The organism is Mesorhizobium sp. M0037 (assembly GCF_040323635.1).
In the GTDB taxonomy this organism is placed as follows: domain Bacteria; phylum Pseudomonadota; class Alphaproteobacteria; order Rhizobiales; family Rhizobiaceae; genus Mesorhizobium.
On record NZ_JAMYVB010000011.1, the window covers coordinates 123,909 to 141,142 of the forward strand.

Below are 17,234 nucleotides of genomic sequence, written 5' to 3' on the forward strand. Positions count from 1 at the left end.
GTCGACGCCGATACTCATCGTTTGGTTGACAGAGCGCTTGGAATGCCATGCGCTTCACATCGGAGTAGCCATCCGGGAAGCCTGAAGCGCTTTGAAAACGCATGTGCTGCGGCTGTTATTCATAGCGTGGATGACTTTGATCAAAACAATCGATTTCATCACTCTTCCGGAATCGTGCATGGACAAAAAAGAGCCTCACGCACCAATCACACGCTGCTCTAACGCGTGACGAAAGCTGCCTTAGGTATAATCCAAAGGAGAAAATCTTCGATGCGCCCTGACGTGCAGTGGAGGTCGTGCCGAGAAAGTGAGTTGCAACTGGCCGACAATGTCGGGCGGTGCGACCATGGTCGCTTCGGAGAATGAAATCGGGCCAGTTCACGGGGGCGGTACTGTTATTCGTCGACGGCCGCCCTTCCCAAGAACAGGCGGCATCGCAAGTTGGTTCTGCCGATGAAAACGACATCGCCGGATACATGTCAGCAGCCGCTCAGGATTGGATGATCCAGCCAAGCTCTCGGCGTGATGGCACTGTAGGCGTCACAGTCGAAGCATCTCATTGATCGTTTATGAGGCTTTCTTCGATGCCGCTGATGCCTGACGGGCGGTCGCAGCTGCAGGCGACAACACGCCTATTTAGTTGGAAACAGTCGAGGTAAGCCAATTTGGCTTCCCGTTACTATTTGGAGAAAGAAATGCTGTGCCTAGGAATCAGCGGCGGACTTGACCAAGTCCATGAAAACCGATTCGAGCGTCCGAACGCCTTTATGCACGATGGCGCCGCGGTGCTCGTCCGAGACGGAAAGGTGATAGCCGCCGTAGAAGAGGAACGCCTCAATCGAATCAAGCACTCGAACAAGCTGCCAAGTGGTTCGATTCAATACTGTCTCTCGACGGCCGGGGTTCAGCTCAGCGACATTGATCGTGTCGCGGTCTACGCCAGCGAGCCCTATGCCAACGCCATGCTTGAAGGTATGTCCGCTTCCCAACCGGACATTCTCTCCACTCCGTTGGATGCTAAAATGTTGGTGCAGAACCTGTTAGCGCGTGAGTTCGGCACTAAGTTGGACAGTTCGCGTATTTCATTCGTAGGTCATCATCAGGCGCACGCCGTGAGCGCCTTTGCAATGTCGGGCTTCGAACAAAGTCTCATTCTAGCGATTGATGGCTGTGGTGATTTCCTGTCGGGCCTTGTGGCGGTAGGGTCTGGCACAGAAATTACGCAAATCGAGGCTTTCCCGGAGGACAATTCTCTTGGGCTGTTTTATCTCGAGACGATCCGCTGTCTCGGCTACGGCATGTTCGACGAGTATAAGGTAATGGGACTCGCGCCCTATGGCGACCCCGCTCCCTATCGCGAGCTCTTCGAGCAGTTGTACGAGCTCTCCGCCAACGGTGGCTACCGTGTTCACCTCGACCGCATCGGTCCGGCGTTGCTCCGCAACATCGAGATCAGGCGAAAGGGAATGCCTTTCACCCAGCAGCATCGAGATGTGAGTGCGTCACTGCAGGAAGCGCTTGAGCGGATCGTGTTCCACATTCTCCGGCACCACCGTGAGGCCACCGGCATGAAGCGGTTGTGTCTGGCGGGAGGGGTAGCCCACAACTGCACGATGAACGGCAAGCTGCTGTATTCAGGGCTTTTCGAAGACATCTTCGTGCAACCCGCGTCTCACGACGCTGGCTGCGCATTGGGAGCTGCGCTGATAGTCTCTAACGAGATGGGCCGCCCCGCGCCGCGTGAGCGACTGCAGGAGGTCTATTGGGGTCCTGATCTCGGGAGCGACCGCGCCGTGGAACAGGAACTGAATGCATGGTCCGGACATCTCGAGGTTGAACGCTCTTATGACGTAGCGAGCAGTGCAGCCCACTGGATCACCAACGGCGCCGTGATCGGCTGGGTGCAGGGTCGTTCGGAGTTTGGGCCTCGTGCGCTGGGCAACCGCAGCATTCTTGCCGACCCTCGGCCCGCTGCAAACAAGGACCGGATCAATGCCATGGTCAAGAAGCGCGAAGGCTATAGGCCTTTCGCACCATCTGTGCTGGAAGAGGATGCGAGCGAATTTTTCGACCTCCCGGACGGTAAGCACGAATTTCCATTCATGAATTTCGTCGTTCGCGTGCGTGACTCAAAGCGCGCCTTGTTGGGTGCCATTACGCACGTCGACGGTACGGCTCGGCTGCAAACAGTATCGCGCGATGCCAACCCAGCTTACTGGGAGGTCATCAATGCCTTCAAGAAGCGGACAGGCACTCCAATTCTGCTCAATACGTCCTTTAACAACAATGCTGAACCGATCGTGGATACGGTTGCAGACGCGATTGCCACATTTTTGACGACAGAGCTGGATGGACTTGTGGTCGGGCCCTTCCTGGTAAAAAAACGGGCTGCAACGCTGCAGGATTGGACTGCGCTTGCGATTTCATTGCCTCCCTCAGTCTCCCTCCATCAAACCCGTGCTTACACAGCGCGAGATCATCAGGAGACTGTCTGCGAGATTATTCCGAACCACTCCAGCATTGACAGTGTGCGAATTTCAAACGACTTGTTTAATCTACTGATGCGGATCGAGGGCGAAGCCGTGTTGCGAGATCACCTCAATATGATTGAGCCGGATCAGGCCAGGCATGCAGCTCTAATGGAGGGCCTGCGAAGACTGTGGGAGCAGCGCCTGGTTCGGTTGCATCCCTCACAAGCTGGTCGGATGGATCATGGGTCCGATCAAACGCTGGACCAGCCCAATAAGCAATCAGCCTGATAGAGATGCACCTCAAGCTCGGCCAATCAAGGGTGTTTGTCGACCCCGCCTGCGAGCTCCCGCTGTGATTACGGGGTCGTCGCCTACGCGGCGGCGCCCACCAACATCTCCATCAGTCGCTTCGGCGACAAAGCCAATCATCTCCCGTAAGAGCAAGTGCTTTCGGGCAAGGTCTGCAGGTTCAAGGAGTTCGTTGAAGGCGCCGCCAGCTGGAGCTGCGTCGAGCGCATCATCGCGCATGGTCGAGCTCGGCGCCCAAGGGAAATCGCCCAATTCGACACGCGTGCGTTTGCGCCTCATTCAAAACCGCTGCGCGGGTGGTCGAGGTGAAATCGGAAGTCCGTCTGTGCCAGCCGACGACGTTCCCGCAGCGCATCCTGCACATCGCCCTCGATCGCATTCCTCAACTCGCGACATACGACGGGGCGCAGGCGCCGGAAACGAACCCGCCCACCGCAACCTGCAAACTCCCGCCTGTCCTCACGACGGAGCAATCCTGTCGCCTGACCAGGCGCGTGGAAAAGCATCACAAGGGTGACCACAGCGTCGCTTCAGGCCGTCAAACGCTATTGCCGTGCGTCAAGGCGGACTAGGTGACCCGTCGGGAAGCCGGCACCAGCGGCTTTGTCGGGACAAGACACATGCTATTGGGATTTGACCGCCGCAGCCGCGAGCATCGCTTCTCCCATCGCAATGGCCCCTTGGGCACGCAGCATTTCGCCAGGGTTCTGAATGTCGCGCAACTCTTTGTTCTGGCTGAGTTTTGATTTTCCAACCAGGCCGGTGATCTCGATCTCCAAGGCGACGATTGCCCTGACCATCGTGTCGATGAAGTCCTTCGGCGCGTCGCCCATCTTCCATGGGACCGGCTGCGAGGCTTCTTGCATGTGAGTGAGCTTCGCCACGTTGCGGCGCACATACCGCTCATCATCCCGGACAGTGATGCGTCCGTGGGCATGGACGACGAGATAGTTCCAGGTCGGCACCTGCTTGTGGAATTCATGCTTGCTCGGATACCAGTTCGGCGAGATGTAAGCGTCGGCCTCACGGAAGATTACGAGAACCTCATCGCCATTGGCGACTTCCTCCCAGACTGGGTTCTTGCGAGCGACATGGCAATTGAGAACGCCCTTGTCTCCCTTCGAGCGGTCAAGCTCGAAAGGGAGGTGGTTCGCGTCCAGCGTGCCTTTGCTTTGGGTGACGAGGATACCCAGCGGGTGTCTCTCGATAAGGTCAAACAGGGCGTTCTGATCAGGGACGGCAAAATGAGGCGGAACGTACAACGGTTTATCTCCTGTCGCGAATGTGCGGTTGTTAGTAATCGGCGGGGCCTTACGGAACGTGCCCCTGAATCTTCGCTGCCGTCGACGAGTGCCCCGGATTTCGGTGTCCACCACGCTCAAGCACCGCCATCGTGAAGTGGGCGGGCACATCAGATGCCGCCGCATATGAGTGAGGTTGGTCAGTGACAAGCCGCGCACTCTCGCCTTCGCTTAAAATTTCCACGTGGGTACCTACCACAACGCTCAGGGCACCCTGACTGACCGAGATCAGCTCGCGCGTATCCGGACTATGAGCGTCCGCGGAAAACACATCGCCCGGCATCATGACCCAGCTCCACAGTTCGAACATCGTGCGTCCCGAGGTCGACGAATGCAGTTGCGCAGAGCTTCCCTTGGCGCTCGTCCAAAGCCTCCTGGTCTCTGTCCGCTCGATGGGAAGGCACACCGTGGAAGGGTGCTCGTTCAACAAATCGGCCACCGAGAGCGAAAACGCCGCCGCCAGCCGACACAGTATGCCGATACTGGGGTTCGCCCTACCCTGCTCCAGCGCGACCACGGTTCCCTTCGATAGGCCACTTAGTTTAGCCAGGCGATCCAGGGTCAGGCTTTGGTCACGCCTCAAGTCTCGGATCCGGGCTGCTATCGCTTGCCCAAGCGCTTGCTCGGCATCAAACGCTTCCGTAACATTGGTCATTATATTGACTTGGGTCCTCGGCTCACGTATTGCGGTCAGTATAATGACCGGCACGAAATTGCAACTGCCCGTTAGGAAGGAATAACCGATGCGTTTTGAGACGAAGGCGATCCACTGCGGCCGAGGTGTCGACGCGTCCACGGGGGCCGTATCCATGCCGCTGCACACCAGCACGACGTTCGAACGAGGCGCCAACGGGTCATTTCCGTCCGGCTTCGAATACACAAGGGATGGAAATCCGACACGCAATGCGTTCGAGGCGGCCATGGCGACGCTTGAGGGAGGGGAAGACGGCATCGCGTTCGCGTCGGGCATGGCCGCAATCGCTGCAGTTTTCGAGAGCCATCCGTCGGCGGGTCGGATCGTTCTGCCGGATGACATGTATTTCGGCATTCGTTCGCTGATCGAAGAGACCGACATTGGGTCTCGCTTCGACTTTGCCCCCGTCGACATGCGCGATTTGGACGCTTTGCGCGCCGCGGTGACATCGAAGCGGACTGGCCTCGTCTGGGTCGAGACGCCGTCAAACCCGATGATCCGCGTTGTCGACATTGCGGCCATCTGCGCAATCGCGCACGAGGCAGACGCCTTGGCGGTGGTGGACAATACGTGGGCCACCCCAGTGCTTCAACTGCCACTCGAAATCGGGGCAGACGCGGTGATGCACTCGGCGACAAAGTACATTGGCGGCCACTCGGATTTGATGGCCGGTGTCGTCATTGTCCCAAACGCGTCACCCCTCGGTCGCCCATTGCGGATGGTCCAGAAACACAAGGGCAGCGTCGCAGCGCCCTTCGACTGTTGGCTGGCGTTGCGGGGCCTGCAGACATTGCCGGTCCGCATGCGCGCCCATTGCGAAGGCGCCCAGAAAGTGGCCGAGGCCCTGGCGTCTCATCCGCGCGTCGAAAAAGTGCTCTTTCCTGGTTTGCAAACTGATCCGGGACACGATCTTGCTACGCGGCAAATGAGCCATTACGGAGCGATGCTATCCTTTATCGTCGAGGGCGGAGCCGATGCTGCAATGGCCGTGGCCGGCCGCCTGAAGATTGTTGTCCGGGCGACAAGCCTTGGCGGGACGCATTCTCTGATAGAGCATCGCGCATCCGTTGAAGGTGCGAAGTCCAAAGCGCCAGGCGGATTGCTGCGAATTTCTGTAGGGCTTGAACATCCTCAGGACATTATAGATGACCTGATGCAGGCCCTAGGCGAAACCTGCAAAGCGGGAGTCCAATGACGGGTGCAAGAACTCTGGCGCCGCTTTACGTGACGGCTGGCGCAGCCGACGATCGGCAGAACAATGTTCCTGCTGAGTAGAACGCACGTCCTCTGGTGAACCGCTACCGCCGTGTCGCATTGTCTCGGGCGTGGTGGTCGCCTGGTGATGAACGTCTTCGGGTTTCCGGACGAGGGCCACGCGCTCGACCGGATAGCGGAAATACCCAGATTTGCCGTTGACCTACTGCTGCTCGACCTCGTCGGAGATCGCGGTCAACAGATGGGATGGATGTGCTGGCACTACGGCAGTTTGACAAGCCGGCCATCGGGGCGCTAGCACCGTCCAAAGCCAAGAGTCGCAGGGCAGAACTGACCGCACCCAGCGGGCTGCGGGACCCATCAGCTAACGGCCAGGTTGGTACCTCAAGGCGCATCAGCACCATGGATGTCACATTGTCCTTGTTGCGAGCGCGATTTCGGAACTTCGTTGTGACGCAGTCTGTGCACAGAGCGCACCGCTGTAAGCAAATGAGCGGACGAACGACACCCAGTGGAGGAGAGAAGTGATGCGGCGTCAAGATCCTCCGCGCTTTGCGGCAAACACACTGATCCCTCTTCACAACCCGGTCTTTCGTTCTATCTGGACAGCCACGCAGATATCCAGCCTTGGCTGGCTGGTGCAGAGCGTGGCTATAAGCTGGCTCATGGCGACGATTTCAGCCTCCGATCTAATGGTTGCGCTCGTACAGGCTGCATCGACACTGCCCGCGTTCTTCTTGTCGATCCTTGCTGGAGCCATTGCAGACAGCTTCAGCCGCCGCGGCGTGATGCTTGCCGGACACTGCCTTATCGCACTGGCATCCACGGCGCTGGCACTCGCTGTGGGACTGGGCTTTGTTAGTCCATGGCTGATCCTGGGACTGAGTTTCTTGGCCGGATGCGGCTTTGCCTTGAACGATCCAGCATGGCACGCGTCGGTAGGCGATATCCTGGAAAAGCGCGACATACCCGCCGCAGTGACGCTGATGTCGGTGGGCTACAACGTGGTTCGGAGCATAGGACCGGCGCTGGGCGGTGTAATCTTAGCTTTGCTAGGCCCCCTTACGGCTTTCGCCCTCGCTGCGCTGAGTGACTTGGTCCCGTTGAGCGCTGTTCTGCGCTCAAAGTGGCAAGTTCGCTTTTCGCCTCTTCCGCGCGAGCGGATGACTACGGCCATTCATGATGGCATGCGATTCACGGCAATATCCTCAGAGATCAGAGTGGCGATTGTGCGTGCAACCCTATTCGGGCTGTCAAGCATCTCGATCCTTGCTCTGCTCCCCCTCCTGGTTCGCGACCAGCTGGCGGGAGGGCCAATTGTTTACGGGGTGCTATTGGCTGGCTTCGGCACAGGCGCCTTCATAGCCGGCATTGGCAGCAGCTACTTGAGACGCATTACGTCCCAGAACCGATTGATCACGCTCGCATCCGTTGCTTGCGCAACGTGTTGCCTTTTGATGGCCCTCACATCGTCGGTGGCTGTGGCGGCGATCGCGCTTGCAATCGGTGGCGCTGGCTGGGTTGTCACCTGGACCGGAACCGACGTGTGTGTGCAGTTGGCAAGCCCCAGGTGGGTCGTTGGTCGGACCCTGTCCATCTATTACGCCCTGACCTACGGCGGCATGGCAGCGGGCAGCTGGATCTGGGGTGCTGTCGCGCAGTACTATTCGCTGACGTGGGCTTTGGAAGGTGCTGCAGCGGCACTGTTGCTGGTCGCGGCTGTGGGAAAGCTATTGCCAGTGCGGCTATGGGAGGAATCGGATCAAGCGGCCGTCGACTTCAGGCCACCAGAACTGGCCCTCCCTTTGAAACCCAGGAGCGGTCCGATCGTGATCAAGGTGGAGTACTCGATACCCGAGGAGAGTATCGATGAATTTCTGAGCTGCATGCGCGAAAGGCGGCGCGTTCAGAGCCGCGCCGGTGCGCGGGACTGGACCCTCCAGCGCGACCTTCAGAAGTCGACGCTTTGGACCGAGACATTCCGCACGCCGACATGGACGGACTATCTTCGTCTAAACCATCGGCTGACGGTGAATGACAGGGAGGTAGGCGAGCGCCTTGCCGCTCTGCACATGGGTGATTCTCCGCCTCGCATCTCACTTTCAATCGAGCGGTCGACAAGCCCCGCCCCCGGCAGCCAAGTCCAGCCTGTGCCTTTTGTATCGCGCCCGTGAGATAACCAAGACTTGTCTGGGCTTGGACACGGAACGAGCTACTCCTTGATTTGTCGAGCCTGCCCGGATGCAAATCGTTCCGGCCGGTTAGGCGAGCATGAGAATTCGCGCGGCAATTATGTCAATCACGGGTCCCATGTTCAGCCCGCCCCCCCTCTGCCGCCAGATCGGCTTGAGCACGGATTCAGGTCGCCCGTCCTTTGCATAGCGGCGGGCAACGAATAGCAAGGGGGCGGAGGGTATCCCCGTCTGCGAAGCGGGCAGAGGAGGAATCCGCAAGGCGGGTTGCTGGGGAGAGGGGTCGCGCGCCTCTTTCCGCCTCACTTAGAAAACGTGCGGCCAAGCACGTTCATGTCGGCCGTGGGCGGCCGCAACAATTGCCTACAAGGCGCAAGCGTCGTCACATATTAAGCGTAGCCGCGCGACAACCATCCGTGGTCACGCGCAATCCTGCGAATTGTCAAGCGGAGACAACGATCGCGGCACCAAGCAAAGTGGCGAACCCGATTCTGCTCGGGAGATCCCAAAGCTCTCCGAACCCTATTAGATCCATGAAGCGAAACACGGCGCCCTGAAGCAGGTAAAGCAGCAGTGTGCTCTGACCAAGCTCCACCGCAACAAAGCGAGCTACGCGAGTTGAATGGCCAACTCTCCAGCATAGGAACATAAGCTGCATTGTGACTGCAGAAGTTGCTACGGAGCCAATGAACATCAGCAACACTTGTCTCGCCGACTCTCCATCGTAGATCGAAACGAGATTGTTGTAGACGTAAGTCCCTTCCCCAAACAAGAAAGCACACTCACGGCGTGCCGAGCAGCTTGGCCAAGGAGCCGCACTGGGGCCTCCGGAGTGAGTGTTATCGCTCAAGCAGCCACGTCGGCGCGGCCTAAAATCTTCGATGAGCGCGTCAGGAGAGCGTCGATCTCCACATTTCTTCCAGGAGATCGTCCCCACATCATCATGGCCACGGCTCTAACGGGCTGGTGCCCTCCCTTTCCCGTTTTTTGTCTCGATGCTCGGTTGCGCCGCCCGCCGGGGCAAGGCAAAAAAATCGTCGAGGCTGAGCCCCCACTGCGGCTTCGGCGAAATATTCATCCACGGGTTCGCATCACCGCGGGCAGCGGGCGAGTTCGTCGATAGGAGTGCGGATGGAAGTAGGCGATGCACATCGTCACCAGCGGCTCAGATTGTGTGAGGTCCACGGCTCGCTGATTTCCGCCGACGACGGCGCGGACGGCATCGGTATGCGCAGAGCGGGTCCGTCGGCTTGGCGTCAGTTTCGGGGCAAGGGGCTATTGCTGGTCGCGCGGCGCTGAGTTGGGCGGAAGGATCGACGGCGCAACCCGGGGCTCCCGCGCGACGAGCAGGTTTTTTTCCCGGTCTGACCTGGCCTCGACTCCAGATGTCGCGATGACCGACGTGGCCGGCGCGATTGAACGGGTCTCATGCCCAAAGCTGCCTCGGTGCCCAGTAGCGGCACCGCATGACCCACCCGGCGCTGCTCGAAGTAAACCGCGGCCAGCCAACATCCGAAGGTGCGCCAGACCCGATGTCGCGGCGGCCTGATGGCTCCGGCGCCGTGCCGCGGCAGAAAGCTGCCGATCTCGTCTGGCATGGTCGCTGACCGCATCGTCACCCGGGCCATCGCAGCGACTTTTCTCCGTTACAAAGTCCCCGCGGGACGGACTGCCAGTTCACGCCAGGGCCAACAGCACCCGCAGGGGCGACCGCCGCGTCTGCCGGTCCTGCGAGTAGAATAAGATCGGGAAGTGCGGCTTCATCCTCGATGCCAGAGCTCGCTTCGCCGTACCGCGGCCGCCATAGCCCCTTGCGCTATCACGAGTCAGCCCACCTTTCTAGCTGGCAGCCATCGGGAGCCGATCCGCAACCACAGGGCGGCACCTGTCGGCCCGGCTTCCTTGTCAACGCAGAACATGATGCATATTCCCAGCGCTTTTTGACAGAGCGAACTACAAAATGCAGAACACTGACTCTCCGCCAAATGAATGCTGCGAGCAAGCAGCAGGCGGAGGAACTCCGTCTGGGCTGAGTACCTGTTTCAACGTGAACAAATAAATTGTAGCCAGTTCACGAAACGCCAGGCCCGCTCCTCTGCCGTCCGATCGTCCAGGAAATCCCCTCGGCGCGCACCACGCCAGACACCTCCTTGCCGATATGATGCTCAAGCACCGGCCGCCAGGGCACCAGCGTGAACTCGCGCGATTTCTCGATGACAGCGTATTTTCCGCCGGCGAGCTCGACGCAGCGGCGCAGCGTACCGTCTATTCGATTGCCATGCTGCGCTTCAGAATACGAGAGCCCGAGTTCGTCCGAGAGCTGACTGGCAACACGGTTCAGCTCTCGTTGGCGCAGCATTGAAAGCATGTTGGCGCGATAGATGACCCGATCCTGCGCATCATGGGCAAGACCTTGCGCGATCAGCCACTGCTGTCGGCGGGCCTGGACCTGACGTACTTCTCGACCGAAGCCAGAGTCGCGCAAGGACTCAGGGTGGGCTGATACCAGCTCCTGGTCGATCCAGGTGGCGCCGTCAAAGCCTACTTGGCTCTCCAGCGGCATTGATGAGAGCTTGTCGACGACAACAGGCTGGGCCCTCGCTCGTTGACGCTCGTAATCCGCGACGCGGTTGAGATGGTCGGGCGCGACTGTCCATGTGCCGTCCGGCTCGCGCTCGACGCCACCGGTCGCACGGCGGATCGCCTCCAGTCGCCGTACGTGCGTTTCGGCAAAGCGTTCGGTGGCCGAGGGGTCATGCTTGAGATGGATATCGATGCTGTAGCGCCCGTCGTTGACCGTGGCGATGCCGGCAATTGTGCGGTCGACTTTTCTTGGCCCGGTGTCCCTCGGCCTGATCCGCACTATGCAGCCTTCTTGTGTCGGTTGGGTGGCCCCGCCTTTGCCGATATCAAAATAGTGGCTTTTGCCGTCCACGCCGTCGACGACGAGGTAATGGCGGTCAGTGATTTCGTCGGCCAGCCCGCGCCCGACGACACGTCCGACCACGGTTTGGGCCGACCCGTCGGATCGATCGTGGATAAGATAGTCGGCGGCACTGCGGACGAGCCCCTTGCCGGTCAGCTCGCGATGGATGGTCTTGACAATGTCGCCGCGCTCGCCGATGCGGCGTAGCGTGGCTTCGAGATCATCCTCCAGGCGCCAGCGACCCGAAGGCATCTCCTCGGCGAGGCCCATCCGCTCGAGCTTGCGCAGGCGGCCCTGGTGCAGCGTCTGGCGAAAGGTGTCTCGGCTGGCTGGTGAGACATGCCCCTCGTCGCGCATGCGCATCAGCTGCCGGTCGATGCTGGTGAAGCGTTCCTGCTCCATCTCCTGGCGCAAGCGCTGCTCGATCTCGCGGTCGGTGCGCGGGCCAAGGTCGAGGCTAACCAGTTCGGCTGCGCGCTCGCGCAGGCCAGAGGAGATGTAGTCCCGCGCGATGACGAGGTTTTCGCCGTGATCGTCCCTGCCGCGCACGATGATGTGGGTGTGAGGATGGCCGGTGTTGAAATGGTCGACGGCCACCCAGTCTAGCCTGGTGCCGAGGTCTTCTTCCATTTGCGCCATGAGGCGCCGGGTGAGCAGCTTCAGGTCATCATACTCGATACCGTCTTCAGGGGCGACGATGAAGCGGAACTGATGACGGTCACCGTTCGCGCGATCGAGAAAGGCCCTGCCGTCCGCGTGGTCTTTGTCGGCAGCGTAGAGCTCGCCACGCTCGCCTTCCCGGGTGACGCCGTCGCGCTGGAGGTAGCGGAGGTGCGCACGAGCTCCGTCGACTCCCTTGCCGGCCAGCTTGACGATGCGTGCCTTGACGACTGCGCGCCGCTGCCGAAACGCCGCGTGGCGGTCGCGTGCTCTAAGAACGGCGGCAGCAGCCCCGCCGCGCCCCACCCGGCTTCCGATGAAGCGGCTGCCGCGTCCGCTCCTGCCGCCTGCTCGGTTGACCGCGGCCTGGACCTGGCCAGCGTAGCGTTTGCCCGCCTTCGAGCCGCGCGAGCCAATTTTGCCGAGCCTCGGCGTGAATTCGTCATCCTGCATGCGGCCTCCGATGAACCAGCAGCAAAATCAGAGGCTTGCGCGCCAGACCCTCCTGGACCCGCAGGCAACCTCCCGGGAAAACGATGTGCAGACAAACACTTCGCCGCCTCAGGAGGCGATGCCTTTATCTTGCCTTCCGCGGACCTGCCTCCCTGCCCCCCGCCCGAACCACGGTAGCCGCTGCCCTCACCTGCGATCCGGCCGGCCTGACCTTGCTCGCTCCGATCCGAGCGGCACCAGGATTTGGCCATTCGGGCCGGTCACGGAAACACCGTTTCGGAGGAAAAACAGCGACTGCCCGGACGGGATTCCCGGCGCGGTTTTGGAAGGGGATTTGTCGGTGAGCGCGTCCATATCGGCGGCCGAAATGCCCGCCGCCTTGACCTCTTCCAGATACGAAACCGTCTCGCTGGGCAGTGGCCGCCCACGCTGCAAATGCTGTTCGTAGCGCTCCGGCCCGGCGTTATAGGCTGCAAACAGGCCTGGAAATCCGAAGCGGTCATACATGGCGCGCAGATAGGCAGTGCCTGCCAGAATGTTGTCGCGAGGGTCGTGCGGGGCGGCTCCCAGGCCAAGCTCTGCGCGCAACTCCTCGTAGGTGCCTGGCATCACCTGCATGAGGCCAATGGCGCCGGCGCTCGACGTGACCGGCCGCCCATTGAGCGTCGTCTGCCCCCGGCTTTCGGCATGCATGACGGCATAAATCCAGGTCTGTGGAATGCTGAAACGCCGGCTTGCTTCGGCTACGAAGGGCTGCCATCTTGCAAGCTGCGGACTATGGGAGATGACGACCGGCTTCGTGTTGGTCGCGGCGGAACAGGCGCATGGTGCGAGAGACACCATGCCCAGCATCAGGAGGGTCACTCGGTCCATAGCGGCACGAGCCTCCCGATGATATTTTTGGTCGGCACCGGCCCGAAATAGCGGCTGTCGAACGAGCGATTTTTATCGCTGCCGAGTAGGAAAACCTCGGCATCGGCGAGCTTTCGGCAGGCATTCCACCAAGGCAGCGGACGGTGCTGCGTGTCGGTTGCAAGCCGGCGCGCGACAATCTCGCCGCCGATGATGATGGCGTCGCCGAAGGCGCAGACATGCTCGCCAGGCAGCGCGGCAAGGTGCTTGACCAGCGGCACGTTGCTGGGCAGATAGAAGCGTTCGGCGGCCAGATCGACGACCGGTTTTGGCGGGCGGACGAGTACGAGATCACCAAGAGCCGGCGATCCGGACGCGACGCGATAGAGGCCGACCGGCGCACTCGCCGAGGCGTTCCAGACCAGCCAGGGCGATGGTTTGCCGAAGGCGGCGAAGCCGATCAGGGCAAGGCCCATCGTGGCCACGGCGATCGTCTTGCGCGCCCGAATGCGCCGCAGATGGCTGCCGATCAGATGGATGGTGGGACGCCGGCTCATGAGCGGCCTCCCTCGCCGGCCGAGCCGGAATCGTGCCCGCCGTCCTCGGGCCCGGTCTCCTGCGCGTGCCCCTTCGACCAATCGTCGAGTTCGTCGATGTGATAGCGGACATAGCGGCCGTGCTTGCGGAATTGCGGGCCGCCGCCTTTGAGGCGCATCTTCTCCAGCGTGCGCTGGGACAGCCCGATATAGAAGGCCGCCTGCGCGGTATTGAGAAACGGACTGCCCTTCTTGGCGCGGGCTGCGCGTTCGTTTTCGTCGTCCATGATGATCCTCGTTTCGCTACGGACAAGCGAAGGCGAGGATCGGCGAGCGAGATCGTTTTGGGGACGGGCGAAGAGTGGGGGGCGAGTTTTCGCCGCCCCCTTCCCCTCACGGGTCCTGAGAGAGGCCCCGCGCCGGTGGCGGCGCGGGGCTTTCCGGATCGGCCGGTCAGTCGACCGGGTTCCAGATGATGGCGTAAGTGTCGTCGTCATCCTGGCCGGCGGCGCGGCCGAGATTGGCGTAGAGCTTGCGGGGGCCAAACTCGGGGGCGGCAATCGACAGGCTCACATAGTCCTTGCCGGAGGTCTCGCCGGTGCGGATCCAGCCCGCACCCACTTCGATCCCTTGCGTCAGCACCCGGAAGTCGGGATGGGTGTCGGCGCTCTTTGCCTGATTGGGCACGATATCGATGTCGGCGCGGACGCTGAGCGTCTTGAGCTGGCCCTTGTAGCCGCCGTTTTCCTGTTTGGTGACGTATCCGATCGCGGTCATTTCCAGTCTCCTCTTGGTGCTCGCAGGGGACCATTCCCCTGCGATGGCGGACCGTGATGGGCGCGTCCGGACCGCCGGAACCGGGACGGCCGCAGCGATAGCGGAGGACCCGCGCGGGCAGCTTTTTTGAAGCGAAGCGGCGCGAGGAAGCCGCCGCAGGCGGCGGGGAAAAAAGCTGCCGGCGAGGGTTTCGGGCGGGCCGGATCCGCCCATAGGTCGACAGCCAGCCGCAGGGGAATGGTCCCTGAGACACAATGGAGACAGGTGGCGCGATCGGTGACACAAGAAGCCGGCGGCAATGCAGGGCGCCGGCTGCGCGGGCTCTGTCGGCAACCGGATCGGACAATTGGCCCCATGCGCCTTTGGCGCCTCAGCAAGCAACCCGGCGCGGTGCGGGGCTGCCGAAATGGGGCGAACTGGCGTCGGAATTTCTCGCGCGCGGCACTGGCTCGACAAGACGCCCAATCGGCAGCCGGCGTGGCCCGTAGCGGCGCGCGCGACCTGAGCGGCGGTAATCGAGAGAACCGCCGCTCGGGCCCTGATCGACTATTCGCGCACGAACAGCGGCTGCACCTGTGTCCACTGATCGGCGGTGCGGAAGCCGCCGCGGCTGGTGTAGCTTTGGGCCGGGAATTTCATCCAGCGCGGCAGCCAGGTCTCGACCCTGGGGCGGCCATTCTCGCCCGCCAGGAAGTCGCGGATGATGTTCTTTTGCGTCTTGACCTTCTCGGCGACATTGCCGTCCGCGACCAGCTTGCCGCCGACGTCGGCCAGCATCGAATTGGCGATTTCCTTGTCGCGCAAGAGGTCGAAGAAGGCATCGTCCGGTTGCCACCATATGCCCATGTCGACGTTCAGGTGGTTGCCGAGCGCCTCGATGACGGCGCTGCCGGCTGCAAGCGTCTCGGCCATGACAAGGGTGAGAACGCGCATGACATCGTCGTCGCAGAGCGCCAAGAGGCGCGCGAACACGCCGGCGATAGCAACGGCGTCGCCATTGCCGCCGGCGACCAAGCTATCCTCATCCGGTGATCCGAGCAGGGCCAATACCTCGCGCCGCTTTTTGCCGAATGCGGCTTCAGCCTTGCAGCCGGCAAGGCTGGCAGTCACCGTCTCGTTGGCTGCGCGCTGCGGCTCGGGCCGCACCTGCCACAGGCCCGAACCGGTGATGGCGTGCGCCACCACGAGGCGCAGCGCCACGGCGGGATGGTCGAGCATGGCCGCGCGCACGGCGGCATGGCGATGCAGATCGATATAGTTCTGCATCGGGCCGGTGACTTCGGGGCGCGGCAGCTTGGCGGCTGTTTCTTCTTGCTCGCCGCCCTCGCGGGCGCGGCGGGCTTCCTTGCGTGACAGCCAGCCCTCGTGACACTCGACCTCGCCGCGATGCGAGACAGTGATGACGATCTTGCCGCCCTTCTTCTTCGGGGTCTTCTCGTGGTCCCATGCGTGGAAATACTGGCCCGGTTCCAGCAGCACAACCTCGCTCCAGCCCTCGTTTAGATAGGTGTCGCGTTTGGTGGCAATCGCTTCGTTCTGCTTTTGCCAGAACAGGTCGGCATCGGCGAAATAGCTGTCCTCGCCGAACAGGTCCGAGGTGATCAGGCCGGGATACTCCTCGATGGCAAACAGCGCCACCTTGGTGGAAATCGACTGGCCGCCGAACAGCCATTGCTTCAATTGATAGCCACGCGGCGCGTGTTGATCGGGATCGGCACAGAGTGCCAGCCAGTCCTTCTGCTGCGCCTTGGAAGCCATGGTGAGATGGCGCACCGTCTCGGTATCGATCTCCTCGCGCCGATAGGCTTCGCGGATATTGGGCAAGAGGTCGCCAAGCGCCAGAATGCGTTTGACCTTGAGATCAGTGATGCCGAAGGTCACAGCGATGTCGGGAACGGTGCGGCCTTGCCTGACAAGCCGCGAAAACGTCTCCCATTGCGATACTTCGTCAGGATCGAGGCGGGCGAGGTTTTCGATCAGCGAAGCTTCCAGCGCATCGGCGTCGTCACCGTCCTCCATGATGGCGCAGGGCAAGGGATCGCCTTCGCCGCGCTCGTCGGCAAGCGATTTCGCGGCGAAATAGCGCCGCCTGCCGGCGACGATCTCGAAGGTTTCCGGCTGGCCGTTCGGCCGCACAAGGAGTGGCACCAGCACGCCGCGCGCACGCACGGAGGGCAGGATGTCGGATATGTCGGGCGCGCGTTTTCCACGGCGCATGTTGAGCGCGGAAATGTTGAGCTGATCCAAGGGAATGTGGGCAAGCTGCATGGTTACTCTCCTTTTGCCTTGGTTAAGGTTGTCCCCGCCGCAGAGGCCGAAGGCCGGCGCGGCGGGACGGTTTTTGCGCCTATCGGCGCTGCTGTTCCGCCGTGTCGGGCGGAAGCTCGGAATGGGGCTTTGATAGGGCGTCTGCTGCTTGCCGCAGCAGTCGCTCGGCCTCGCTGACGTGGCCGCAAATGCGGGCGGCTTCGGCATAGACGGAGAGCGGAAAGCGCGCTTGGAAATGCAGGTAGCGCTCTATGCCGAGGCCAAGCGGACCTTTTACGGATGCAAGCTCGGCCAGACTGACGCTGCCAAGTTCGGGGAAGCCGAAGCCGAGATCGCAAAGACCGAACAGCGTGTCGCCATCGGCGTCGAGTTCGCTCAGAAGCCAGGTCGCGGCACCTGTCGGATTAAACAGTTTCACAACGGGAAAATGGTCGATGTCGGCGCCGGCGGCGCCATGGGCGAGCAGTCGTGCGCGCAGTGGATTGGTGATCAGGATCATGGAAAGACTCCTTGTCAGAACGTGTCGCGTTGATTTCTTGCGTCCGGCGGGAGAAAGGCTCCCTGGACCTTCCTCTGATCC

General features: G+C 61.3%; 12 protein-coding genes and 1 pseudogene. 3 read left to right on the plus strand and 10 right to left on the minus strand.

From position 1 onward, the window contains the following. Positions 1-695 precede the first annotated feature (695 nt). Positions 696-2,759 carry a carbamoyltransferase family protein gene (locus NKJ78_RS18100; RefSeq protein WP_023708043.1) on the plus strand — a complete coding sequence of 688 codons (2,064 nt, stop codon included), beginning with the start codon at positions 696-698 and terminating at the stop codon, positions 2,757-2,759. 644 nt (positions 2,760-3,403) lie between these two features. Here the strand turns inward: NKJ78_RS18100 and NKJ78_RS18105 are convergent. Then, positions 3,404-4,042, minus strand: a complete 639-nt coding sequence (locus NKJ78_RS18105) for an FMN-binding negative transcriptional regulator (RefSeq protein WP_023672382.1) — start codon at positions 4,040-4,042, stop codon at positions 3,404-3,406. A 49-nt stretch (positions 4,043-4,091) separates the two neighbouring features. After that, entirely contained in the window at positions 4,092-4,736 is a 645-nt protein-coding gene (locus tag NKJ78_RS18110; RefSeq protein ID WP_352562567.1) for a helix-turn-helix domain-containing protein, read from the minus strand. Between the two features lie 88 nt (positions 4,737-4,824). Between NKJ78_RS18110 and NKJ78_RS18115 the strand changes: the two genes are divergently transcribed. Together NKJ78_RS18115 and NKJ78_RS18120 are read left to right on the plus strand one after the other, a co-directional pair. Further along, positions 4,825-5,970: a trans-sulfuration enzyme family protein gene (locus tag NKJ78_RS18115; protein ID WP_352519763.1), complete on the plus strand. Its 1,146-nt coding sequence runs from the start codon at positions 4,825-4,827 to the stop codon at positions 5,968-5,970. 547 nt (positions 5,971-6,517) lie between these two features. Next, on the plus strand, positions 6,518-8,164 hold the full coding sequence (locus tag NKJ78_RS18120; RefSeq protein WP_023704122.1) for an MFS transporter: 1,647 nt from the start codon (positions 6,518-6,520) through the stop codon (positions 8,162-8,164). Positions 8,165-8,571: 407 nt separating this feature from the next. Here NKJ78_RS18120 and NKJ78_RS18125 read toward each other — a convergent pair. From NKJ78_RS18125 to NKJ78_RS18165, 8 genes and pseudogenes are all read right to left on the minus strand, one after another. Next, positions 8,572-8,964 (minus strand): annotated as a pseudogene (locus NKJ78_RS18125) (nodulation factor fucose acetyltransferase NolL); the annotation flags it as partial. 1,289 nt (positions 8,965-10,253) lie between these two features. After that, positions 10,254-12,221, minus strand: a complete 1,968-nt coding sequence (gene rlxS, locus NKJ78_RS18135; protein WP_352562568.1) for a relaxase/mobilization nuclease RlxS — start codon at positions 12,219-12,221, stop codon at positions 10,254-10,256. A gap of 186 nt (positions 12,222-12,407) precedes the next feature. Further along, a complete protein-coding gene (locus tag NKJ78_RS18140; RefSeq protein ID WP_023806669.1) occupies positions 12,408-13,094 on the minus strand; it encodes a lytic transglycosylase domain-containing protein in 687 nt (228 codons plus the stop codon). Beyond that, positions 13,082-13,630 (minus strand): S26 family signal peptidase, encoded by a 549-nt coding sequence (locus NKJ78_RS18145; RefSeq protein WP_023806668.1) that lies wholly within the window; start codon positions 13,628-13,630, stop codon positions 13,082-13,084. Before NKJ78_RS18145 ends, NKJ78_RS18140 begins: the two co-directional genes overlap by 13 nt. Continuing rightward, positions 13,627-13,896 carry a helix-turn-helix transcriptional regulator gene (locus NKJ78_RS18150; protein WP_023672373.1) on the minus strand — a complete coding sequence of 90 codons (270 nt, stop codon included), beginning with the start codon at positions 13,894-13,896 and terminating at the stop codon, positions 13,627-13,629. The genes NKJ78_RS18145 and NKJ78_RS18150 overlap by 4 nt, the downstream gene beginning before the upstream one ends. A gap of 166 nt (positions 13,897-14,062) precedes the next feature. Next, on the minus strand, positions 14,063-14,386 hold the full coding sequence (locus NKJ78_RS18155) for a DUF736 domain-containing protein (protein WP_023747246.1): 324 nt from the start codon (positions 14,384-14,386) through the stop codon (positions 14,063-14,065). 546 nt (positions 14,387-14,932) lie between these two features. Continuing rightward, positions 14,933-16,654 carry a ParB/RepB/Spo0J family partition protein gene (locus tag NKJ78_RS18160; RefSeq protein ID WP_352562569.1) on the minus strand — a complete coding sequence of 574 codons (1,722 nt, stop codon included), beginning with the start codon at positions 16,652-16,654 and terminating at the stop codon, positions 14,933-14,935. 79 nt (positions 16,655-16,733) lie between these two features. After that, a complete protein-coding gene (locus NKJ78_RS18165; protein ID WP_352562570.1) occupies positions 16,734-17,153 on the minus strand; it encodes a DUF2958 domain-containing protein in 420 nt (139 codons plus the stop codon). Positions 17,154-17,234: the final 81 nt, after the last annotated feature.